The 23,073-nt window shown below is 43.2% G+C and carries 20 protein-coding genes; all 20 read left to right on the top strand.

Going from position 1 to position 23,073, the window contains the following annotated elements:
* Positions 1 to 2 precede the first annotated feature (2 nt).
* The 20 genes from rseP to asd all read left to right on the top strand — a co-directional run bounded on the left by rseP (position 3) and on the right by asd (position 23,017).
* Positions 3 to 1,271 (top strand): RIP metalloprotease RseP, encoded by a 1,269-nt coding sequence (gene rseP / locus KHQ79_RS09960; RefSeq protein ID WP_133487465.1) that lies wholly within the window; start codon positions 3 to 5, stop codon positions 1,269 to 1,271.
* Between the two features lie 32 nt (positions 1,272 to 1,303).
* The gene (proS, locus tag KHQ79_RS09955; RefSeq protein ID WP_225515024.1) at positions 1,304 to 2,998 is read left to right on the top strand and encodes a proline--tRNA ligase; all 1,695 of its coding nucleotides are present in this window, start codon (positions 1,304 to 1,306) and stop codon (positions 2,996 to 2,998) included.
* Positions 2,999 to 3,106: 108 nt separating this feature from the next.
* Positions 3,107 to 7,420: a PolC-type DNA polymerase III gene (locus KHQ79_RS09950; RefSeq protein ID WP_225515023.1), complete on the top strand. Its 4,314-nt coding sequence runs from the start codon at positions 3,107 to 3,109 to the stop codon at positions 7,418 to 7,420.
* A 330-nt stretch (positions 7,421 to 7,750) separates the two neighbouring features.
* Positions 7,751 to 8,221, top strand: a complete 471-nt coding sequence (rimP, locus tag KHQ79_RS09945) for a ribosome maturation factor RimP (protein ID WP_003220940.1) — start codon at positions 7,751 to 7,753, stop codon at positions 8,219 to 8,221.
* A gap of 34 nt (positions 8,222 to 8,255) precedes the next feature.
* Positions 8,256 to 9,374 carry a transcription termination factor NusA gene (gene nusA, locus KHQ79_RS09940; RefSeq protein ID WP_225515021.1) on the top strand — a complete coding sequence of 373 codons (1,119 nt, stop codon included), beginning with the start codon at positions 8,256 to 8,258 and terminating at the stop codon, positions 9,372 to 9,374.
* 13 nt (positions 9,375 to 9,387) lie between these two features.
* Positions 9,388 to 9,663 carry a glucose-induced regulator RulR gene (gene rulR, locus KHQ79_RS09935; RefSeq protein ID WP_064813803.1) on the top strand — a complete coding sequence of 92 codons (276 nt, stop codon included), beginning with the start codon at positions 9,388 to 9,390 and terminating at the stop codon, positions 9,661 to 9,663.
* 1 nt (position 9,664) lies between these two features.
* Positions 9,665 to 9,967: a YlxQ family RNA-binding protein gene (locus KHQ79_RS09930; RefSeq protein WP_003220946.1), complete on the top strand. Its 303-nt coding sequence runs from the start codon at positions 9,665 to 9,667 to the stop codon at positions 9,965 to 9,967.
* 19 nt (positions 9,968 to 9,986) lie between these two features.
* A complete protein-coding gene (gene infB / locus KHQ79_RS09925) occupies positions 9,987 to 12,140 on the top strand; it encodes a translation initiation factor IF-2 (RefSeq protein ID WP_003238494.1) in 2,154 nt (717 codons plus the stop codon).
* Positions 12,137 to 12,415, top strand: a complete 279-nt coding sequence (locus KHQ79_RS09920) for a DUF503 domain-containing protein (RefSeq protein ID WP_003238492.1) — start codon at positions 12,137 to 12,139, stop codon at positions 12,413 to 12,415. The genes infB and KHQ79_RS09920 overlap by 4 nt, the downstream gene beginning before the upstream one ends.
* A 16-nt stretch (positions 12,416 to 12,431) precedes the next feature.
* The gene (gene rbfA, locus KHQ79_RS09915) at positions 12,432 to 12,785 is read left to right on the top strand and encodes a 30S ribosome-binding factor RbfA (RefSeq protein ID WP_019258420.1); all 354 of its coding nucleotides are present in this window, start codon (positions 12,432 to 12,434) and stop codon (positions 12,783 to 12,785) included.
* Positions 12,786 to 12,868: 83 nt separating this feature from the next.
* The gene (gene truB / locus KHQ79_RS09910) at positions 12,869 to 13,798 is read left to right on the top strand and encodes a tRNA pseudouridine(55) synthase TruB (RefSeq protein WP_225515019.1); all 930 of its coding nucleotides are present in this window, start codon (positions 12,869 to 12,871) and stop codon (positions 13,796 to 13,798) included.
* A gap of 18 nt (positions 13,799 to 13,816) precedes the next feature.
* Positions 13,817 to 14,767, top strand: a complete 951-nt coding sequence (gene ribF / locus KHQ79_RS09905) for a bifunctional riboflavin kinase/FAD synthetase (RefSeq protein ID WP_225515018.1) — start codon at positions 13,817 to 13,819, stop codon at positions 14,765 to 14,767.
* Positions 14,768 to 14,923: 156 nt separating this feature from the next.
* Positions 14,924 to 15,193: a 30S ribosomal protein S15 gene (gene rpsO, locus KHQ79_RS09900; RefSeq protein ID WP_003154182.1), complete on the top strand. Its 270-nt coding sequence runs from the start codon at positions 14,924 to 14,926 to the stop codon at positions 15,191 to 15,193.
* 172 nt (positions 15,194 to 15,365) lie between these two features.
* Positions 15,366 to 17,483, top strand: coding sequence for a polyribonucleotide nucleotidyltransferase (pnp, locus tag KHQ79_RS09895; RefSeq protein WP_019258423.1), 2,118 nt, complete (start codon positions 15,366 to 15,368; stop codon positions 17,481 to 17,483).
* A 116-nt stretch (positions 17,484 to 17,599) separates the two neighbouring features.
* Positions 17,600 to 18,559, top strand: coding sequence for a polysaccharide deacetylase family protein (locus KHQ79_RS09890; RefSeq protein ID WP_019258424.1), 960 nt, complete (start codon positions 17,600 to 17,602; stop codon positions 18,557 to 18,559).
* Between the two features lie 39 nt (positions 18,560 to 18,598).
* A complete protein-coding gene (locus KHQ79_RS09885) occupies positions 18,599 to 19,828 on the top strand; it encodes a M16 family metallopeptidase (protein ID WP_225515016.1) in 1,230 nt (409 codons plus the stop codon).
* Positions 19,829 to 19,905: 77 nt separating this feature from the next.
* Complete coding sequence (locus KHQ79_RS09880; protein ID WP_003238478.1) at positions 19,906 to 20,163, top strand: YlmC/YmxH family sporulation protein; 258 nt, start codon at positions 19,906 to 19,908, stop codon at positions 20,161 to 20,163.
* 189 nt (positions 20,164 to 20,352) lie between these two features.
* A complete protein-coding gene (dpaA, locus tag KHQ79_RS09875) occupies positions 20,353 to 21,246 on the top strand; it encodes a dipicolinic acid synthetase subunit A (RefSeq protein ID WP_225515014.1) in 894 nt (297 codons plus the stop codon).
* Between the two features lie 2 nt (positions 21,247 to 21,248).
* Positions 21,249 to 21,851, top strand: a complete 603-nt coding sequence (gene dpaB, locus KHQ79_RS09870) for a dipicolinate synthase subunit B (protein ID WP_003238472.1) — start codon at positions 21,249 to 21,251, stop codon at positions 21,849 to 21,851.
* Between the two features lie 125 nt (positions 21,852 to 21,976).
* The gene (asd, locus tag KHQ79_RS09865; RefSeq protein ID WP_019258426.1) at positions 21,977 to 23,017 is read left to right on the top strand and encodes an aspartate-semialdehyde dehydrogenase; all 1,041 of its coding nucleotides are present in this window, start codon (positions 21,977 to 21,979) and stop codon (positions 23,015 to 23,017) included.
* Positions 23,018 to 23,073 lie beyond the last annotated feature (56 nt).

Here is a 23,073-nt window from a genome sequence, read left to right as displayed (position 1 = left end):
GTATGTTCGTGAATACAGTTATAGCGTTTATCATTATTTTCGGAACGCTCGTTTTCTTCCATGAACTGGGCCATTTATTGCTAGCCCAAAGAGCGGGAATTCTCTGCCGTGAATTTGCGATCGGCTTCGGTCCAAAAATTTTTTCTTTCAAAAAAAATGAAACAGTTTATACGATCAGGCTGCTTCCGGTCGGCGGATTTGTCCGTATGGCAGGCGAAGACCCGGAAATGATTGAGGTGAAACCCGGTTACACGGTCGGGCTTCTCTTTAATAAAGAAGATCAAGTTGAGAAAGTCATCATCAATCAAAAGGAAAAATACCCGGATGCTTTAGTCATTGAAGTGGAAACAGCGGATTTAGAGCATGACATGAAGATCACCGGCTATGAACAGGGGAAAGAGGATGAGCTTTCCAGCTTTACTGTCAGCGAAACATCCTTTTTCATTGTAGACGGAGAAGAAGTACAGATTGCGCCGTATAATCGCCAATTTGGTTCCAAACCTGTGTGGCAGCGGATTAAAGCGATTGCTGCAGGACCGATTATGAACTTTATTTTAGCTTACGTCATTTTAGTAATGCTTGGACTTGTTCAAGGCGTGCCTTCAAATGAGCCTGTGCTCGGGCAGCTGACTGACAATGGAAGGGCGGCCGAGGCAGGGCTAAAAGAAGGGGATTACATTCAAAGCATTAACGGTGAGAAAATGAGGTCTTGGACTGACATTGTCTCCGCTGTAAAAGAAAACCCGGAAAAAGAAATGGACGTTGCAGTAAAAAGAGATAACAAAACGCTTCATATTTCAGTGACTCCGGAAGCTGTGAAAGATGAGAGCAAAAAGACAATCGGACGTTTCGGTTCCTATGCGCCGACTGAAAAAGGCGTTCTCTCAGCAGTTGCTTACGGCGCGACATCAACAGTTGATGTCACCAAAGCCATTTTAACCAACTTAAGCAAATTAGTAACAGGCCAATTTAAACTTGATATGTTGTCAGGTCCTGTCGGCATATATGATATGACAGACCAAGTGGCGAAAACGGGGTTAGTTAACTTATTCCAGTTTGCTGCGTTTTTAAGCATTAACCTTGGGATTGTCAACTTGCTTCCGATTCCGGCACTTGACGGAGGAAGGCTGTTATTTCTATTTATTGAAGCGATTCGGGGCAAACCGATTAACAGAGAAAAAGAAGCATTTGTTGTGTTTATCGGGGTAGCTTTCTTAATGCTTCTTATGCTGGTCGTCACATGGAACGATATCCAGCGGCTGTTCTTGTAAATGAAAAGTAAATCAATCAGAGGTGCGAAGAAATGAGACAAAGCTTGACGCTTATTCCTACGCTCCGTGAAGTTCCAGCTGATGCCGAAGCAAAAAGTCATCAGCTTCTTCTGAGAGCAGGATTTATCAGACAGAATACGAGCGGGGTATACAGCTATATGCCTCTTGCGTATAAGGTGATTCAAAACATTCAGCAGATTGTTCGTGAAGAAATGGAGAAAATTGATGCCGTAGAAATGCTTATGCCCGCATTGCAGCAGGCTGAGACATGGCAGGAATCAGGCAGATGGTATACGTATGGTCCTGAACTGATGAGACTAAAAGATCGTCATGGCCGTGAGTTTGCTTTAGGAGCAACGCATGAGGAAGTTATCACTTCACTTGTTCGCGATGAGGTTAAATCCTATAAGCGTCTCCCTCTGACTCTGTATCAAATTCAGTCTAAGTTCAGAGATGAAAAACGTCCTCGCTTTGGTTTGTTAAGAGGCCGCGAATTTATTATGAAGGATGCGTATTCTTTCCATGCATCTGAAGAGAGTTTAGATGAAACGTATCAAAAAATGTACGAGGCCTATTCTAATATTTTTGCCCGCTGCGGCATTAATGTAAGACCTGTCATCGCCGATTCAGGCGCAATGGGAGGAAAGGATACGCACGAGTTTATGGCACTTTCTGCAATCGGAGAGGATACAATTGCGTATTCTGATGAATCACAATATGCGGCGAATATCGAAATGGCTGAAGTTCTTTATCAAGAAGTCCCTTCTGATGAAGAGCCTAAAGCTTTAGAGAAAGTTCACACGCCTAACGTGAAAACAATCGAAGAACTGACTGCGTTTTTACAGGTTTCCGCTGAAGCCTGCATTAAGTCAGTATTGTTTAAAGCAGATGACCGTTTTGTCTTAGTGCTTGTAAGAGGCGACCATGAAGTCAACGATATTAAAGTGAAAAACTTGCTTCATGCAGAAGTTGTGGAGCTTGCCTCACATGAAGAGGTCATTCAACAGCTCGGAACAGAGCCAGGATTTGTCGGCCCTGTCGGTGTCAATCAAGATGTTGAAGTATATGCCGATCATGCTGTGAAAGCAATGGTCAATGCTGTTGCCGGTGCGAATGAAGGAGATCATCATTATCAAAATGTCAACGTGAACCGTGATGCGCAAATTAAAGAATTTGCCGATCTTCGATTTATTAAAGAAGGTGATCCTTCACCGGACGGTAAAGGCACAATCCGCTTTGCGGAAGGAATCGAAGTCGGACAAGTCTTTAAGCTCGGAACACGCTATTCAGAAGCGATGAATGCCACATACTTAGATGAAAACGGACGCGCGCAGCCAATGCTGATGGGCTGTTACGGAATCGGTGTGTCAAGAACGCTGTCTGCTATTGCTGAACAGCATCATGACGAAAAAGGATTAATTTGGCCAAAAAGCGTTGCGCCGTACGATCTTCATATTCTTGCTTTGAACATGAAAAACGATGGGCAAAGAGAGCTTGCTGAAAAGCTGTATGCTGATTTAAAAGCGGAAGGCTATGAAGTGCTCTATGACGATCGTGCTGAGCGCGCAGGCGTAAAATTTGCTGATTCAGATCTAATCGGCCTTCCAATCCGCATCACAGTCGGAAAACGGGCTGACGAAGGAATTGTCGAAGTGAAAATCCGCAAAACGGGTGAGTCAACTGAGATTTCAGTAGACGAATTATCTGCATTTATCAGCAAGCAGTAATCACCATAACGATTTATCAAAAAACATGTTAAAATAGAAATAATAGAAGGTACCTCATTGCCTGAGGTACCTTCACTTATGATGTTTTTAGGGAGGGATACTGTCTGAATGGAACAGTTATCAGTCAACAGAAGGCAGTTTCAAATTCTTCTGCAGCAGATTAATATGACAGATGATACCTTCATGACATACTTTGAAGATGGCGAGATTAAAAAGCTGACGATACACAAAGCCTCTAAGTCTTGGCATTTTCATTTTCAATTTAAATCTTTGCTGCCTTTTCAAATATATGACACATTAACAATGAGGCTGACGCAATCGTTTGCCCACATAGCAAAAGTTACATCTTCAATCGAAGTGCAAGATGCAGAGGTCAGCGAAAGTCTTGTACAAGACTACTGGTCACGCTGCATTGAAGAATTGCAAGGCATTTCGCCGCCGATTATCAGTCTATTAAACCAGCAAAAACCGAAGCTGAAGGGCAATAAACTGATTGTCAAAACAAAAACAGATACGGAAGCGGCTGCTCTTAAGAACAAATATAGTTCCATGATTCAAGCAGGCTACCGTCAATTTGGTTTCCCGGACCTTCAACTTGATGCCGAAATATTTGTATCCGAGCAAGAAGTTCAAAAGTTTCGGGAACAAAAGCTTGCAGAAGACCAAGAGCGGGCCATGCAAGCGCTGATTGAAATGGAGAAGAAAGACAAAGAAAGTGATGAAGATCAAGCGCCATCTGGGCCTCTTGTCATCGGTTATCAAATTAAAGATAACGAAGAAATCCGGACACTTGACAGCATCATGGACGAAGAACGGAGAATTACGGTTCAGGGTTATGTGTTTGATGTGGAGACCCGAGAGCTGAAAAGCGGGCGCACGCTATGCATCTTCAAAATTACAGACTACACAAATAGTATTTTAATCAAAATGTTTGCACGTGAAAAAGAAGATGCGGCACTGATGAAGTCTCTGAAAAAAGGAATGTGGGTAAAAGCACGCGGAAGTATTCAAAATGACACTTTCGTCAGAGATCTCGTCATGATCGCAAATGACGTAAATGAAATGAAAGCGAAAACCCGCGAAGATACGGCTCCTGAAGGAGAAAAAAGAGTGGAATTGCACCTGCATTCCCCGATGAGCCAAATGGATGCTGTGACGGGGATTGGAAAGCTTGTCGAACAGGCGAAAAAGTGGGGGCATGAGGCCATTGCTTTGACTGACCATGCTGTCGTTCAATCCTTCCCTGATGCGTATTCTGCCGCCAAGAAGCATGGAATTAAAATGATCTACGGGATGGAAGCGAATCTTGTTGATGACGGCGTGCCAATTGCTTATAACGCTGCACATCGTCTGCTTGAGGAAGAAACATATGTTGTTTTTGACGTCGAGACGACAGGACTGTCTGCTGTATACGATACCATTATTGAGCTGGCTGCAGTAAAAGTAAAAGGCGGAGAAATTATTGATAAATTTGAGGCGTTTGCGAACCCGCATCGTCCGCTTTCAGCCACAATCATAGAGCTTACTGGCATCACCGATGATATGCTTCGCGACGCTCCGGATGTTGTAGATGTAATTAGAGAGTTTAGAGAGTGGGTCGGCGATGATATCCTTGTCGCTCATAATGCAAGCTTTGATATGGGATTCTTAAATGTAGCTTATAAAAAGCTTCTTGAAGTCGAAAAAGCTAAAAACCCAGTCATTGATACGCTTGAGCTAGGCCGTTTCCTCTATCCGGAATTTAAGAACCACCGTCTGAACACACTCTGTAAAAAGTTTGATATCGAACTCACACAGCACCACCGTGCGATATACGATACTGAAGCGACGGCTTATTTGCTCCTGAAAATGCTGAAGGACGCAGCTGAAAAAGGCATTCAGTACCATGATGAGCTGAATGAAAATATGGGACAGTCCAACGCTTATCAAAGATCAAGACCGTATCATGCAACATTACTTGCTGTGAACAGCACGGGGCTTAAAAATTTATTTAAGCTTGTGTCACTTTCTCATATTCATTATTTTTACAGAGTACCTCGTATTCCGAGATCTCAGCTTGAGAAATACAGGGAAGGGCTTCTGATCGGTTCGGCCTGTGACAGGGGAGAGGTTTTTGAAGGAATGATGCAAAAATCGCCTGAAGAGGTTGAAGATGTCGCGTCATTCTATGATTATCTTGAGGTTCAGCCGCCTGAAGTGTACCGTCACTTGCTAGAGCTTGAGCTGGTCCGTGATGAAAAGTCGCTGAAAGAAATTATTGCGAATATCACGAAACTGGGTGAAAAGCTTAATAAACCGGTTGTTGCTACGGGAAATGTTCATTACTTGAATGATGAGGATAAAATCTACAGAAAGATTTTAATATCCTCTCAAGGCGGGGCCAATCCGCTGAACAGGCATGAACTGCCGAAAGTGCATTTCAGAACGACAGACGAAATGCTTGAAGCATTTTCTTTCTTAGGCGAAGAAAAAGCGAAGGAAATCGTTGTCACCAATACCCAAAAGGTTGCTTCTTTAATTGATGACATCAAGCCGATTAAAGATGATTTGTATACACCGAAAATCGAAGGCGCTGATGAAGAGATCAGAGAAATGAGCTATCAGCGTGCAAGAAGCATTTACGGCGAACAGCTGCCTGAAATTGTAGAAGCGCGGATTGAAAAAGAATTAAAGAGTATCATTGGCCACGGCTTCGCTGTTATTTATTTGATCTCTCACAAACTTGTAAAACGTTCACTAGATGACGGGTATCTCGTAGGTTCCCGTGGTTCTGTAGGATCTTCATTAGTTGCGACGCTTACTGAGATCACTGAGGTGAACCCGCTGCCGCCGCACTATGTATGCTCTGAGTGCCAGCATTCTGAGTTCTTTAATGATGGTTCTGTCGGTTCCGGTTTTGACCTGCCTGACAAGACATGTCCTCATTGCGGAACGCCTTTGAAAAAAGACGGCCATGATATTCCGTTTGAAACGTTCTTAGGATTTAAAGGGGACAAAGTACCTGATATCGATTTGAACTTCTCAGGGGAATATCAGCCGCAAGCACACAATTACACAAAAGTATTGTTCGGAGAAGACAATGTATATCGTGCGGGAACAATAGGCACTGTTGCAGAAAAAACAGCTTATGGTTATGTAAAAGGCTATGCCGGAGACAATAACCTTCACATGCGCGGGGCCGAAGTAGATCGGCTCGTACAGGGATGTACAGGTGTTAAACGGACGACTGGACAGCACCCTGGGGGTATTATCGTCGTTCCGGATTATATGGATATTTATGATTTTTCACCGATTCAGTTCCCGGCAGATGCCACGGGCTCGGAGTGGAAAACGACTCATTTTGATTTCCACTCCATTCATGACAACCTGTTGAAACTCGATATTCTCGGACACGATGACCCGACCGTCATTCGGATGCTTCAGGACTTAAGCGGAATTGATCCGAAAACAATTCCAACAGATGATCCTGAAGTGATGAAGATCTTCCAGGGAACCGAATCACTCGGTGTTACAGAAGAACAGATCGGCTGTAAAACGGGCACTCTTGGAATCCCTGAATTCGGAACCCGATTTGTCCGGCAGATGCTTGAAGACACAAAGCCGACAACTTTTTCCGAGCTCGTTCAGATTTCGGGCTTGTCTCACGGAACTGATGTATGGCTCGGCAATGCGCAAGAGCTCATCCACAATAATATTTGTGAGCTGAGTGAGGTTATCGGCTGCCGTGATGACATTATGGTTTACTTAATCTATCAGGGCCTTGAGCCGTCCCTTGCCTTTAAAATCATGGAATTTGTGCGTAAAGGAAAAGGATTAACGCCTGAATGGGAAGAAGAAATGAAAAATAACAATGTCCCAGACTGGTATATTGATTCTTGTAAAAAGATTAAATACATGTTCCCGAAAGCCCACGCCGCAGCTTATGTATTAATGGCAGTCCGCATTGCTTACTTTAAAGTCCATCACGCGCTTTTGTATTATGCGGCTTATTTTACCGTTCGTGCAGACGATTTTGATATCGATACAATGATCAAGGGTTCTACAGCAATCAAGGCTGTAATGGAGGATATTAACTCTAAAGGACTTGATGCTTCACCGAAGGAAAAAAACCTTCTCACTGTTTTAGAATTAGCTCTTGAAATGTGTGAAAGAGGCTATTCATTCCAAAAAGTCGATTTATATCGCTCCAGCGCTACAGAGTTTATTATTGACGGCAACAGTCTTATCCCGCCGTTTAACTCCATTCCTGGATTAGGGACGAACGCCGCTCTGAACATTGTAAAGGCTCGTGAAGAAGGTGAATTCCTCTCGAAAGAAGATTTACAAAAGAGAGGGAAAGTGTCAAAAACGATTCTAGAGTATTTAGATCGTCATGGCTGCTTGGAATCACTGCCTGATCAAAACCAATTGTCACTGTTCTAACATGGAAAGCAGAATTTCTCTGGAAATTCTGCTTCTATGCATACATAGGCGTAAAAAGTGCCATCGTAACATTAGAGTCTCTGTTATTTGCTTAGGTATGAAGGTAAGCGTATATCCATTTGCAATAAAAATATGGTTATGGTATAGTTTTATTGGAAATGCTAACGATTACCGAGGCAAAGAGTGGGGAAACCCGCTCTTTTGTATTGAACAAGAGAATTTTGTCTCGACATGTTCATCGTTTACTTTTTAGCCCCTGCTCTTTTGAAGCAGGGTTTTTATGCAGAGTGACGAGACGAATATGAGATCGACAGCACAAGGAGGAAGAACATGAGCAAAAAAGTGACTGACACCGTTCAAGAAATGGCTCAGCCAATCGTAGACAGCCTTCAGCTTGAACTCGTTGACATTGAATTTGTCAAAGAGGGTCAAAGCTGGTTCCTTCGCGTGTTTATTGATTCCGATGACGGTGTGGATATTGAGGAATGTGCCAAAGTAAGCGAAGCTTTAAGCGAAAAGCTTGATGAGGCAGATCCAATCAGCCAAAATTACTTTCTTGAAGTTTCATCTCCGGGAGCTGAGCGTCCGCTAAAGAAAAAGGCCGATTTCGAAAAATCACTTGGAAAAAATGTGTACATTAAGACGTATGAGCCTATTGAGGGCGTTAAAGTGTTTGAAGGTGAACTGGCTGAATTTGATGGACAAACAGTGACAGTTGAGATCACGATCAAAACAAGAAAGAAACGGATCAATATTCCGTATGAAAAGATAGCTAATGCAAGATTAGCTGTTACATTCTAATGAATACAAATGTTTTAAGGGGGGAGACCGTTAAATGAGCAGTGAATTATTAGATGCTCTCACGATTCTTGAAAAAGAAAAAGGCATCAGTAAAGAAATTATCATTGAAGCAATCGAAGCTGCCTTAATTTCTGCTTATAAGCGGAATTTTAATCAAGCGCAAAATGTACGAGTGGATTTAAACCGTGAAACAGGCTCCATCCGTGTATTTGCAAGAAAAGATGTCGTTGACGAAGTATACGATCAAAGACTGGAGATCTCTATTGAAGAGGCGCAGGGCATCCATCCGGAATATATGGTCGGCGATGTCGTCGAAATCGAAGTAACACCTAAGGATTTCGGGCGCATAGCTGCTCAAACAGCGAAGCAGGTCGTCACACAGCGTGTGCGCGAAGCTGAGCGCGGTGTGATTTATTCTGAATTTATCGACCGTGAAGAAGACATCATGACGGGTATTGTCCAGCGTCTGGACAATAAGTTTATCTACGTGTCTTTAGGCAAAATTGAAGCCTTGCTGCCGGTTAATGAGCAAATGCCGAATGAAAGCTACAAGCCTCATGACCGCATTAAGGTATATATCACAAAAGTAGAAAAAACGACGAAGGGTCCGCAGATTTATGTGTCAAGAACACATCCAGGCCTGTTAAAGCGTTTGTTTGAAATTGAAGTGCCCGAAATTTATGATGGAACTGTCGAGCTGAAATCTGTTGCCAGAGAAGCCGGCGACCGTTCAAAAATTTCTGTCCGCACAGATGATCCTGACGTGGATCCTGTCGGCTCATGCGTAGGCCCTAAAGGCCAGCGTGTTCAGGCGATCGTCAATGAATTAAAAGGTGAAAAAATTGACATTGTCAACTGGTCCAGTGATCCTGTAGAATTTGTCGCGAATGCGCTCAGCCCTTCGAAAGTGCTGGATGTCATCGTTAATGAAGAAGAAAAAGCGACAACTGTTATCGTTCCTGATTACCAGCTGTCTCTGGCGATTGGCAAAAGAGGACAAAACGCACGCTTAGCTGCTAAACTGACAGGCTGGAAGATTGATATTAAGAGCGAAACGGACGCAAGAGAACTTGGAATCTATCCGAGAGAATTTGAAGAAGAAGACGATGAGCCGCTCTTTACGGAGCCTGAAACTGCTGAATCGGATGAATAAGAGGTGACCTTAGGTGAATAAACACAAGAAGATCCCGTTACGCAAATGTGTAGTGACTGGGGAAATGAAGCCTAAAAAGGAACTGATCCGAGTTGTACGTTCGAAAGAAGGCGAAGTCTCAGTAGACCCGACCGGAAAAAAGAACGGGCGGGGTGCTTATTTAACGCTGGATAAAGAGTGCATCTTAGCAGCAAAAAAGAAAAACACTTTGCAAAATCAATTTCAATCACAAATCGATGACCAGATTTTCGAAGAATTGCTGGAGCTGGCGGAAAAGGTGAAAAAATAAAATGTCTGGAATGGAATGGTTTCCCTTGCTGGGTCTGGCCAATCGAGCTCGTAAGGTCGTGTCAGGCGAGGACTTGGTAATTAAAGAAATCAGGAATGCGCGTGCAAAGCTTGTCCTGCTTACAGAGGATGCATCATCTAATACAGCAAAAAAAGTAACCGACAAGTGCAATTATTATAAAGTCCCTTATAAAAAAGTCGAGAGTCGCGCGGTTCTTGGACGCTCTATCGGTAAAGAAGCCCGTGTCGTTGTCGCCGTCACTGACCAAGGTTTTGCGAATAAGCTGATCAGCTTGCTCGATTAATATTTTTGGGGGTGAACGAATGGCTAAAATGAGAGTATACGAATATGCAAAAGCGTTAAATGTTTCAAGTAAGGAAATTTTGACCGCACTGAAAAACATGGATTTAGAAGTGAATAATCATATGGCCATGCTTGAAGAAAAGGCCATTAAACAGCTTGATGCCAAATATAAAAAAGGCGGCGCAAGCGCAGCCGCTAAATCTCAAAAGCCTGCAGAAACGAACAAAAACAAACAGCCGCAAGGGGTTAATCAGCAATCAGCTGGAAATCAACCAAATAAAATTCGAGACGGAAAGAAGAATGACGTGCAGAATAATCAATTTAACAAAAACAAGAAGAATAACAACAACAAAAAAAATAAACGTAACAACAACAATAAAAATCAATATCAGCAAAAGCCTGTAAAGCCGAAAAAAGAGCTTCCTGAGAAAATTACGTTCTCCGGTACTTTAACAGTCGGCGCACTGGCTGAAGAGCTTGGCAAAGAGCCTTCAGAAATCATTAAAAAGCTGATGCTTCTTGGTGTAATGGCAACCATCAACCAAGAGCTTGATAAAGATACAATTGAACTCATTGCATCAGAATATGGTGTTGAAACAGAAGAAGTCATTGTGCTTGAAGAAACAGAGCTGGAAAAATACGAAGAGCCTGATAATGAAGAGGATCTCGAAATTCGTCCTCCTGTCGTTACGATCATGGGTCACGTTGACCATGGGAAAACGACGCTTCTTGACAGCATCCGTAAAACGAAGGTTGTTGAAGGAGAAGCAGGCGGAATCACTCAGCATATCGGTGCTTACCAAATTGAAGAGAACGGCAAGAAAATTACGTTCTTGGATACTCCGGGTCACGCTGCATTTACAACAATGCGTGCACGCGGTGCAGAAGTAACTGATATTACAATTCTCGTTGTTGCTGCTGATGACGGTGTAATGCCGCAAACAGTAGAAGCGATTAACCATGCAAAAGCAGCTGAGGTTCCCATTATCGTTGCTGTGAATAAAATTGATAAAGAATCCGCAAATCCTGACCGTGTGATGCAAGAACTGACGGAATACGGGCTTGTCCCTGAAGCTTGGGGCGGAGAAACAATTTTTGTTCCGCTTTCCGCTTTAACTGGAAAAGGCATTGATGAACTCGTTGAAATGATTTTGCTTGTCAGTGAAGTTGAGGAACTGAAAGCGAACCCGAATCGCCAGGCAAAAGGAACGGTTATTGAAGCGGAACTCGATAAAGGCAGAGGATCAGTTGCGACATTGCTCGTACAGACTGGAACACTGCATGTCGGAGATCCAATCGTAGTCGGCAACACATTCGGCCGTGTCCGTGCAATGGTTAACGACATTGGACGCCGTGTGAAAACTGCCGGCCCGTCAACTCCGGTTGAAATTACCGGTTTGAATGATGTCCCTCAAGCGGGAGACCAATTCCTTGTCTTTAAAGATGAAAAAACAGCTCGTTCTGTCGGGGAAGCCCGTGCTTCGAAACAGCTTGAAGAGCAGCGCAGCGATAAAGCGAAGCTCAGTCTTGATGACTTATTCGAGCAAATTAAACAAGGTGATGTAAAAGACATCAACATCATCGTAAAAGCTGACGTTCAAGGATCTGCTGAAGCTTTAACGGCCGCACTTCAAAAAATTGAAGTAGAAGGCGTTAAAGTGAAAATCATCCATACAGGCGTTGGTGCGATTACTGAATCTGACATTATCTTGGCATCTGCTTCCAATGCAATTGTTATCGGGTTTAATGTGAGACCGGACGGAAATGCTAAGAGTACGGCTGAAGCTGAAAATGTAGATATTCGACTTCACCGTATCATTTACAAAGTAATCGACGAGATTGAAGCTGCCATGAAAGGTATGCTTGATCCTGAATATGAAGAAAAAGTAATTGGTCAAGTAGAAGTGCGCCAAACATTCAAAGTATCTAAAATCGGTACAATTGCCGGCGGATATGTTACTGAAGGAACCATTACGCGCGACAGCGGCCTCCGTTTAATTCGTGACGGCGTCGTCATCTTCGAAGGCGAAGTAGACGTTCTGAAACGCTTTAAAGACGATGTGAAAGAAGTTTCACAAGGCTATGAATGTGGTATTACAATTAAGAAATACAATGACATTCGTGAAGGTGACATCCTTGAAGCGTTTGTCATGCAAGAAATTGAAAGAACGTGATCGGATTTGCGGAGTGTGAATGCATCATTTATGACGCAGGATCGCTAAAAGAAAAGCGTGCCGTTCTGAAGCGGATCGTAACCAGGGTTCAAAATAAGTTCAATGTTTCGATTTCGGAGATTGGCTTTCAAGACACTTGGCAAAGAACCAGCTTTGGAATCGCCGCTGTTTCTTCCTCTCGCGTTCAAACAGAAAAAGAGCTGCAGCGCGTTTTGGCGTTTATCGATTCTTTTCCTGAAATTGAACGGACGATCACTAGAACAGAGTGGTTTTAACTTAGAGGTGATTGAATTGAGTATGAGAGCAAACCGTGTCGGCGAGCAAATGAAAAAAGAACTCGGTGATATTATCAGCCGCAAGCTGAAAGACCCGAGAATTGGTTTTCTGACAGTAACGGATGTACGTGTATCAGGTGATTTGCAAATTGCAAAGGTGTATATCTCGGTTCTCGGTGACGAGAAAAAACGGGAGGAAGCGCTGAAAGGGCTGGCTAAAGCGAAAGGATTTATCCGATCCGAAATTGGCAGCCGTATCAGACTTCGAAAAACGCCTGAAATTGAATTTGAGTTCGATGAATCAATCGATTACGGAAATCGTATCGAAACATTGATTCACGAAATACATTCAGAGAAACCATCTGAATAAAAATGGAGAGGATAGGCGTATATCGTCTGTCCTCTTTTCTGCGTTTTAAAGAGAAAAGCTCAAAAGAAGGAGTGAAAGGACAAATGGTTAACGGAGTTCTCCTTTTACATAAACCAGTTGGCATGACATCGCATGACTGTGTCATGAAGATCCGAAAACTGTTAAATACAAAAAAAGTAGGGCATACGGGAACGCTCGATCCAGAAGTGTCAGGCGTGCTTCCGATTTGTGTGGGAAGGGCGACAAAAATTGTCGAATATTTAACTGAAAAGTCTAAAACGTATGATGCGGAAATAACACTTGGCTTTTCAACGACAACAGAGGATCAAACCGGAGAAACAGTTGAAACAAAGCCTGTCAGTCAAGATATTGATAAAGCCGATGTAGAAAAGGTGTTAAACAGTTTAAAGGGTAAACAGGAACAAATTCCTCCCATGTATTCCGCTGTAAAAGTAAACGGCAAAAAATTATACGAGTACGCAAGAGCAGGCATTGAAGTAGAACGTCCGAAACGCATGATTACCATTGAAGACATTGCCCTGACTACAGAGATTAAACATAACGGAGAAACCGCAAGCTTCCGATTTACAGTGACATGCTCCAAAGGGACCTATGTAAGGACGCTGGCGGTCATGATCGGAGAAAAGCTCGGATTTCCGGCTCATATGTCTCATTTAATCCGTACGGCATCCGGAGACTTTTCTCTTGACGAATGCTTTACCTTTGAAGAACTGGAAGCACAGGTCCAGTCCGGAACCGTGGGAGAGCATACAGTTCCTATTGAACGTGCGCTCAATCATTTGCCGAAATGGATCATAAGTGATACATTAGCTAAGAAAGTAGAAAATGGGGCTTTGCTTGAGACGCCCGAGCAGTTTTCTGAAATGACAAGCGAAGACCGCATTGCCGTCTTTACTGAATCCGGAAGCTGTTTGGCGATCTATTTCCCCCATCCTACAAAAAATGGGCTGTTAAAGCCGGCAAAAGTATTGATGCAAAAAAGCGAACAATAGAAAAAAGGTGACCGTTCTGTGAAGACGATACATATTACACATCCTCATCATTTAATCAAAGAGGAGCAGGCAAAGTCTGTGATGGCGTTAGGGTATTTTGACGGCGTTCATCTTGGACATCAAAAGGTAATCGGCACAGCGAAGCAAATAGCTGAAGAAAAGGGCTTGGCATTAGCTGTGATGACCTTTCATCCTCATCCTTCTCATGTATTGGGCAGGGATCAGGAGCCAAAGGATCTGATTACGCCTCTGGAAGATAAAATAAACCAAATTGAACAATTAGGCACAGAGATTCTGTATGTCGTTAAATTTAATGAAGTATTTGCTTCTCTTTCTCCTAAGCAGTTTGCAGACCAGTATATTATCGGCCTTAATGTGCAGCACGCAGTGGCGGGCTTTGACTTTACGTACGGGAAATACGGCAAGGGAACAATGGAGACCATGCCGCATGATTTAGAAGGAAAAGCTGAGTGCACAATGGTAGAAAAATTAACGGAGCAGGATAAAAAAATCAGTTCCTCGTATATCCGTACCGCGCTTCAAAACGGAGACGTTGAATTGGCGAATGTCTTGCTCGGACAGCCTTATTTTATTAAAGGAGTTGTCATTCACGGTGATAAAAGAGGGCGGACCATCGGGTTTCCGACAGCAAATGTCGGTTTAAATAACAGCTATATCGTTCCGCCGACGGGTGTATATGCCGTAAAAGCGGAAGTGAACGGCGAAGTCTACAATGGCGTTTGCAATATCGGCTATAAGCCGACGTTTTATGAAAAACGTCCGGAGCAGCCTTCAATTGAAGTCAATCTGTTTGATTTCGATCAGGAGGTATACGGAGCCGCTATAAAGATCGAATGGTATAAACGGATTCGGAGCGAGCGAAAATTCAATGGCATCAAAGAATTAACAGAGCAAATTGAGAAAGATAAGCAGGAAGCCATCCGTTATTTCAGCAATCTGCGGAAATAACATGCAACGCACACAAATTTTATTCTAAAATATTTGCATATAGGCCCGATTTTTAGTATGATAGTTTTCGTAGTCTTAAAACCATTGCTTGGCAATCCGAAGTCACCAACGGTTGCTAGGTAACTGGGGCTAAATATGATTTGGAGGTGAAACAGGATGGCAATTACTCAAGAGCGTAAAAACCAACTCATCAGCGAGTTCAAAACACACGAATCTGATACTGGATCTCCAGAAGTTCAGATCGCTATCCTAACTGACTCAATTAACAACTTGAACGAGCATTTACGTACTCACAAGAAAGACCACCATTCACGTCGCGGTCTTCTTAAAATGGTAGGTAAGCGTCGTAATCTTCTTACGTATCTACGTAATAAAGACGTAACTCGTTACCGTGAGTTAATTAACAAACTAGGCTTACGTCGATAATCGTAAAAAGCGGGAGGATTCCCGCTTTTTTATCGTATTAAAGCGAAATTTCTTATAACAAATCATTGAAATCCTTTTACATACTACTTTGACATTGATATGTTCAATTCATTTCGTTCATAATAGGAGTAATTGATTATTTCACACAACGAAGAGAGGAGTTCGTAATCGTATGGGACAAGAAAAACATGTCTTTACCATAGATTGGGCCGGAAGAACGCTTACAGTTGAAACCGGCCAGCTTGCCAAACAGGCAAACGGTGCTGTGATGATCCGCTACGGTGATACAGCAGTGCTTAGTACAGCAACCGCTTCAAAAGAACCAAAACCGCTTGATTTCTTCCCGCTTACTGTAAACTATGAGGAAAGATTATATGCGGTAGGAAAAATTCCGGGCGGATTTATTAAAAGAGAAGGACGCCCAAGTGAAAAAGCGGTTCTTGCCAGCCGTTTAATCGACCGTCCGATCCGTCCTTTGTTTGCAGATGGATTCCGTAATGAAGTTCAAGTCATCAGCATTGTCATGAGTGTTGACCAAGACTGCTCTTCTGAAATGGCTGCTATGTTCGGTTCATCTCTTGCTCTTTCTGTATCGGATATTCCGTTTGAAGGACCGATTGCAGGGGTAACTGTCGGACGCATTGATGATCAATTTATCATTAATCCAACAGTCGATCAGCTTGAGAAAAGCGACATCAATCTTGTCGTTGCCGGCACGAAAGATGCCATTAACATGGTAGAAGCGGGAGCGGACGAGGTTCCTGAGGAAACCATGCTTGAAGCCATTATGTTCGGCCATGAAGAGATTAAACGCCTGATTGCATTCCAAGAAGAAATTGTTGCAGCAGTCGGCAAAGAGAAATCAGAAATTACGCTCTATGAAGTTGATGAAGAGCTTAGTGAAAAAGTAAAAGCTTTAGCAGAAGACGATCTGCTGAAAGCCATCCAAGTTCATGAAAAGCATGCCCGCGAAGATGCCATTAATGAAGTGAAAAATGCAGTTGTGGCAAAATTCGAGGATGAAGAGCATGATGAAGACACAATCAAGCAAGTGAAGCAGATTTTATCCAAGATGGTGAAAAATGAAGTGCGCCGCCTGATTACTGAAGAAAAAGTAAGACCGGACGGCCGCGGTGTCGATCAAATCCGCCCGCTTTCTTCAGAGGTTGGCCTCTTGCCAAGAACGCACGGATCAGGTCTGTTTACAAGGGGACAAACTCAGGCTCTCAGCGTATGTACGTTAGGTGCTCTGGGAGATGTGCAAATCCTTGACGGCTTAGGTGTAGAAGAGTCGAAACGGTTTATGCATCACTACAACTTCCCGCAATTCAGCGTTGGGGAAACAGGACCGATGCGTGGACCGGGACGCCGTGAAATCGGACACGGAGCACTGGGTGAGCGTGCGCTTGAGCCAGTTATTCCGTCTGAAAAAGATTTCCCTTACACTGTCCGTCTTGTATCAGAAGTGCTTGAATCAAACGGCTCTACGTCTCAAGCAAGTATTTGCGCAAGCACACTTGCAATGATGGATGCCGGTGTACCGATTAAAGCTCCAGTTGCTGGTATCGCGATGGGCCTCGTCAAATCAGGCGAACATTACACTGTTCTGACTGACATTCAAGGCATGGAAGATGCGCTTGGAGACATGGACTTTAAAGTAGCTGGGACTGAAAAAGGCGTAACGGCGCTGCAAATGGACATTAAAATCGAAGGCCTTTCCAGAGAGATTCTTGAAGAAGCGCTACAGCAGGCGAAAAAAGGGAGAATGGAAATCCTTAACAGCATGCTTGCGACATTAAGCGAATCAAGAAAAGAGCTTTCTCGATATGCGCCTAAGATTTTAACAATGGCCATTAATCCTGATAAAATCCGCGATGTCATCGGGCCAAGCGGAAAACAAATCAATAAGATCATCGAAGAAACCGGTGTTAAAATTGATATTGAGCAGGACGGCACAATCTTTATTTCTTCAACAGATGAAAGCAGCAACCAAAAAGCGAAAAAAATCATCGAAGACCTTGTCAGAGAAGTTGAAGTTGGCCAGCTTTACTTAGGTAAAGTAAAACGAATCGAAAAATTCGGGGCTTTCGTTGAAATTTTCAGCGGAAAAGACGGTTTGGTGCACATTTCAGAGCTTGCGCTTGAACGCGTAGGAAAAGTTGAAGATGTTGTAAAAATCGGAGACGAAATTCTTGTCAAGGTCACTGAAATTGATAAACAAGGACGAGTCAATTTGTCTCGTAAAGCGGTGCTCCGTGAAGAGAAAGAAAAAGAAGAACAACAATCTTAAATGAAAACATAAAAGGAGCCTGGGAGACCCGGCTTCTTTATTTTGAAGCTTTTAAAGCGCAGGCGGGTTCTACCTTGTCCTTCTCCTTCATAATGTGAGGTGAGGGGGGACAGAACATGTACAAAAAATTTGTACCGTTTGCCGTTTTTCTATTTCTTTTTTTTGTCTCATTTGAGATGATGAAAAATCCGTACGCACTTGATTATATAGGGGCAATGAAAAAAGATACGGTAACTGTCACGGCGTCCAAAGACCCGTTATATGAAGAATTGCTTCAAAAAGCGCCAGAGTACGAAGTCAAGCCCCAGGATGCCAGAATAGATAAAGTGTGGAAAAGCATTCCCGGCTATAATGGATTGAAGGTCAATATTGAAAAATCATATAAAAAAATGAAAAAGCACGGCGAGTTTCGCGAAAACGATCTGGTATACAGCCAAGTAAAACCAAGCGTTCATCTTGAGTCTCTTCAGCCTGAGCCTATTTATAAAGGAAATCCTGATAAACCGATGGTGGCTTTTTTAATTAATGTGGCATGGGGAAATGAGTATTTGGAAAAAATGCTCCCTATTCTGCAAAAGCACCAAGTCAAGGCTACGTTCTTTTTAGAAGGCAATTGGGTGAGAAACAATGAACAGCTCGCTAAGAAGATTGCAGAAGACGGACATGAAATCGGAAATCATTCATACAATCATCCGGATATGAGCAAACTGACTACAGGAAGAATTTCCGAGCAGCTTGACAAGACAAATGAGCAAATAGAACAAACAATCGGCCATAAGCCGAAGTGGTTCGCTCCGCCGAGCGGAAGTTTCAGAAAAGCGGTTGTCGACATTGCAGCTGAGAAACAGATGGGAACAGTAATGTGGACAGTTGATACGATTGATTGGCAAAAACCGGCTCCTTCTGTACTCCAAACGAGAGTGTTAAGCAAGATACATAATGGTGCCATGATTTTAATGCATCCGACCGAACCCACGGCGGAAAGTCTTGAAGCGCTGATTACAAAGATAAAAGATAAAGGATACGCGCTTGGAACAGTCACTGAACTAATGGATGAAACCAGACTGTTGAAGTAACAGATGCAGGCAGCTTGTCTTTGAATAGGAGGAACAAATTTGATAAAACGATATACGTGTCAAAATGGTGTAAGAGTTGTGCTGGAAAATAACCCGACAGTCCGTTCTGTTGCGATCGGCGTGTGGATCGGCACAGGTTCGCGGCACGAAACGCCGGAGATAAACGGGATTTCTCACTTTTTAGAGCACATGTTCTTTAAAGGGACGAGCACAAGATCTGCACGCGAGATAGCAGAATCTTTTGATCGTATTGGCGGTCAGGTCAATGCGTTTACCTCAAAGGAATATACCTGCTACTATGCAAAGGTGCTTGACGAGCATGCGAATTACGCGCTGGACGTATTAGCAGATATGTTCTTTCATTCAACATTTGATGAAAACGAGCTGAAAAAAGAAAAAAATGTAGTATATGAAGAAATTAAAATGTACGAAGATGCGCCGGACGACATTGTGCATGATTTACTGAGCAAAGCCACTTACGGCAATCATTCTTTAGGCTACCCAATTCTTGGCACGGAAGAAACGCTTGCTTCTTTCAATGGTGACTCTCTCAGACAATACATGCATGATTATTATACACCGGACAGAGTGGTGATTTCGGTAGCGGGCAATATATCTGACAGTTTTATCAAAGATGTAGAAAAATGGTTCGGGTCATACGAGGCGAAGGGCAAAGCGACAGGTCTTGAGAAACCCGAGTTCTACACGGAAAAACTGACAAGAAAAAAAGAAACAGAGCAGGCTCATTTGTGCCTTGGATTTAAAGGCCTTGAGGTTGGCCATGAACGCATTTATGATTTAATCGTCCTGAATAATGTGCTCGGAGGCAGTATGAGCAGCCGGCTGTTCCAAGATGTCCGCGAAGATAAAGGCCTCGCTTACTCTGTTTACAGCTATCACAGCTCTTATGAGGACAGCGGAATGCTTACCATTTATGGCGGAACCGGTGCAAATCAGCTTCAGCAGCTGTCAGAAACAATTCAAGAAACCCTTGCGACATTAAAACGCGACGGCATTACCTCGAAAGAGCTGGAAAACAGCAAAGAGCAAATGAAGGGAAGCTTGATGCTGAGCTTAGAGAGCACAAACAGCAAAATGAGCCGAAACGGGAAAAATGAACTGCTGCTCGGCAAACATAAAACATTAGATGAGATCATCAATGAATTAAACGCCGTGAACTTAGAGCGTGTCAACGGTCTTGCCAGACAATTGTTTACTGATGACTATGCATTGGCACTCATCAGCCCTTCCGGCAATATACCGTCTTAAAAGGAAATGCCTGCCCTATAACGGAGCAGGCATTTTTTTATCCTTTTGAACATACATAGTACAAGGGGGTGACAGACATGCGGCTCAGTGAATTATCAGGAAAGGAAATTGTAGACATCAAAAGAGCTGAACGGCTGGGAGTGCTTGGCCAGACCGATTTAGAAATCAATGAACAGGATGGCCAGATTACAGCACTCCTCATTCCGACAGTTAAGTGGTTTGGTTTGAGAAAACACGGTCAAGACATTCGTGTCCCCTGGCATCATATTCAAAAGATCGGATCAGATATGATCATATTAGACGTACCTGAGGAAATGTCTCCTCGACAAGAGTAAATGAAAAAAGCCCAAAATGACTGTGATGCGGGCTCTAAAGTAAACATGAAACATCGGCTCCGGCAGCCGATGTTTTTTTATATAAAAAAAGCGCATGTTTTAATTCACCGGTATTTCCTTTTGATCATAAGATGAAGGGGAGCTTAACAACTAGAGATCCAGTATATACAAAGAAGGTGAACGTTTAGAATGTTAACCGGATTGAAAATTGCAGTTATCGGCGGTGACGCAAGACAGCTCGAAATTATAAGAAAGCTCACTGAACAGCAGGCTGACATCTTTCTTGTCGGTTTTGACCAATTGGATCATGGTTTTACCGGAGCAGTAAAATGCAACATTGATGAAATTCCTTTTCAGCAAATAGACAGCATCATTCTTCCAGTGTCTGCGACAACAGGGGAAGGTGTCGTATCGACTGTATTTTCGAATGAAGAGGTTGTGTTAAAACAAGAGCATCTCGACAAAACGCCTGCACACTGTGTCATTTTCTCAGGAATTTCTAACGCCTATTTAGAAAACATTGCAGCTCAAGCAAACAGAAAACTTGTTAAGCTGTTTGAGCGGGATGACATTGCGATATACAATTCTATTCCGACAGTAGAAGGAACGATCATGCTGGCTATTCAGCACACGGATTATACGATACACGGGTCTAAGGTGGCCGTTCTAGGTCTGGGGCGCACCGGGATGACGATTGCCCGTACATTTGCCGCGCTCGGGGCGAATGTAAAAGTGGGGGCAAGAAGTTCAGCGCATCTGGCACGTATCACTGAAATGGGGCTCATTCCTTTTCATACCGATGAGCTGAAAGAGCATGTAAAAGATATAGATATTTGTATTAATACCATACCAAGTATGATTTTAAATCAAACGGTACTTTCTAGCATGACACCAAAAACCTTAATATTGGATCTGGCCTCACGTCCCGGGGGAACGGATTTTAAATATGCCGAAAAACAGGGGATTAAAGCACTTCTTGCCCCAGGTCTTCCAGGGATTGTCGCTCCTAAAACAGCCGGACAAATCCTCGCAAACGTCTTGAGCAAGCTTTTGGCTGAAATACAAGCTGAGGAGGGAAAATAAGCATGTCGTCATTAAAAGGAAAAAGAATCGGGTTTGGGCTGACCGGCTCGCATTGCACATATGAAGCGGTTTTTCCGCAAATTGAGGCGCTGGTCAACGAAGGTGCTGAAGTCCGTCCGGTTGTCACATTTAACGTGAAGTCCACAAATACCCGATTTGGAGAGGGAGCAGAATGGGTTAAAAAAATTGAAGACCTGACCGGATATGAGGCCATTGATTCGATTGTAAAGGCAGAGCCCCTTGGGCCGAAGCTGCCCCTTGACTGCATGGTCATTGCTCCTTTAACAGGCAATTCAATGAGCAAGCTGGCAAATGCCATGACGGACAGTCCGGTGCTGATGGCGGCAAAAGCGACAATCCGAAACAATCGGCCGGTCGTTCTTGGCATTTCCACAAATGATGCTCTCGGATTAAACGGAACAAATTTAATGAGGCTCATGTCAACAAAAAATATCTTTTTTATTCCATTCGGGCAAGACGATCCATTTAAAAAACCGAATTCAATGGTAGCCAAAATGGATCTGTTACCGCAAACCATTGAAAAGGCATTGGTGTATCAGCAGCTTCAGCCGGTTCTAGTTGAGAATTATCAGGGAAATGACTAAATTTACAGAAAATCTTTCCCAAACTAAAAAATTCGGTCATCACCCGCATATTCTATGGTAAAATAAAACGTAAAATCATAGTCAAATCAATTCAATGATGCTGATTGGCGGAAGGAGTTTTACAGATGGGAAGAGGTTTACACGTAGCTGTTGTCGGAGCGACAGGAGCTGTAGGACAACAAATGCTTAAAACACTTGAAGACAGAAACTTTGAAATGGACACACTTACATTGCTATCTTCAAAACGCTCTGCGGGGACAAAAGTCACGTTTAAAGGCCAAGAGCTGACTGTTCAGGAAGCTTCTCCTGAGAGCTTTGAAGGGGTAAATATTGCTTTGTTCAGCGCCGGCGGAAGCGTATCACAAGCATTGGCACCAGAAGCTGTAAAACGCGGCGCGATTGTTATAGATAATACGAGTGCATTCCGTATGGACGAAAATACACCGCTAGTTGTGCCTGAAGTGAATGAGGCAGACTTGCATGAACACAACGGCATTATTGCCAATCCTAACTGCTCTACAATCCAAATGGTGGCGGCTCTTGAACCGATCCGCAAAGCATACGGCTTAAATAAAGTCATCGTATCAACTTACCAGGCGGTATCAGGAGCGGGAAATGAAGCTGTAAAAGAGCTTTACAGCCAAACACAGGCGATTTTAAATCAAGAAGAAATTGAGCCTGCGATCATGCCGGTCAAAGGTGACAAAAAACACTATCAAATCGCCTTCAACGCGATTCCGCAAATTGATAAATTCCAAGATAACGGCTATACGTTTGAGGAAATGAAAATGATAAATGAAACGAAAAAAATCATGCACATGCCTGACCTTCAGGTAGCGGCTACATGTGTGAGACTGCCAATTCAAACTGGGCACTCAGAGTCCGTCTACATCGAGGTAGACCGTGATAACGCTACAGTTGAAGATATTAAAAATCTATTAAAAGAAGCTCCGGGCGTGACACTTCAGGATGACCCAAGCCAGCAGCTTTATCCGATGCCTGCTGATGCCGTCGGCAAAAACGATGTATTTGTAGGCCGCATCCGCAAAGACTTGGACAGAGCAAACGGTTTTCATTTATGGGTTGTTTCTGATAACCTATTAAAAGGCGCGGCATGGAACTCTGTTCAAATTGCAGAAAGCCTGAAAAAACTAAACCTCGTATAAAAGAGAGAATTTCCTAAAGACGAATAGAAGAGAGTAAGGCGCTATCAGCCTGCTCT

This window comes from Bacillus sp. TSO22, from assembly GCF_020223595.1.
GTDB lineage: Bacteria > Bacillota > Bacilli > Bacillales > Bacillaceae > Bacillus > Bacillus inaquosorum.
This window is presented reverse-complemented; position numbering and strand designations above follow the sequence as displayed.

Coding starts and splice junctions, on each gene's coding strand:
- rseP (WP_133487465.1), top strand. CDS start 3: ATGTTCGTGAATACAGTTATAGCGTTTATCATTATTTTCGGAACGCTC.
- proS (WP_225515024.1), top strand. CDS start 1,304: ATGAGACAAAGCTTGACGCTTATTCCTACGCTCCGTGAAGTTCCAGCT.
- KHQ79_RS09950 (WP_225515023.1), top strand. CDS start 3,107: ATGGAACAGTTATCAGTCAACAGAAGGCAGTTTCAAATTCTTCTGCAG.
- rimP (WP_003220940.1), top strand. CDS start 7,751: ATGAGCAAAAAAGTGACTGACACCGTTCAAGAAATGGCTCAGCCAATC.
- nusA (WP_225515021.1), top strand. CDS start 8,256: ATGAGCAGTGAATTATTAGATGCTCTCACGATTCTTGAAAAAGAAAAA.
- KHQ79_RS09930 (WP_003220946.1), top strand. CDS start 9,665: ATGTCTGGAATGGAATGGTTTCCCTTGCTGGGTCTGGCCAATCGAGCT.
- infB (WP_003238494.1), top strand. CDS start 9,987: ATGGCTAAAATGAGAGTATACGAATATGCAAAAGCGTTAAATGTTTCA.
- truB (WP_225515019.1), top strand. CDS start 12,869: ATGGTTAACGGAGTTCTCCTTTTACATAAACCAGTTGGCATGACATCG.
- rpsO (WP_003154182.1), top strand. CDS start 14,924: ATGGCAATTACTCAAGAGCGTAAAAACCAACTCATCAGCGAGTTCAAA.
- pnp (WP_019258423.1), top strand. CDS start 15,366: ATGGGACAAGAAAAACATGTCTTTACCATAGATTGGGCCGGAAGAACG.
- KHQ79_RS09890 (WP_019258424.1), top strand. CDS start 17,600: ATGTACAAAAAATTTGTACCGTTTGCCGTTTTTCTATTTCTTTTTTTT.
- KHQ79_RS09880 (WP_003238478.1), top strand. CDS start 19,906: ATGCGGCTCAGTGAATTATCAGGAAAGGAAATTGTAGACATCAAAAGA.
- dpaA (WP_225515014.1), top strand. CDS start 20,353: ATGTTAACCGGATTGAAAATTGCAGTTATCGGCGGTGACGCAAGACAG.
- dpaB (WP_003238472.1), top strand. CDS start 21,249: ATGTCGTCATTAAAAGGAAAAAGAATCGGGTTTGGGCTGACCGGCTCG.
- asd (WP_019258426.1), top strand. CDS start 21,977: ATGGGAAGAGGTTTACACGTAGCTGTTGTCGGAGCGACAGGAGCTGTA.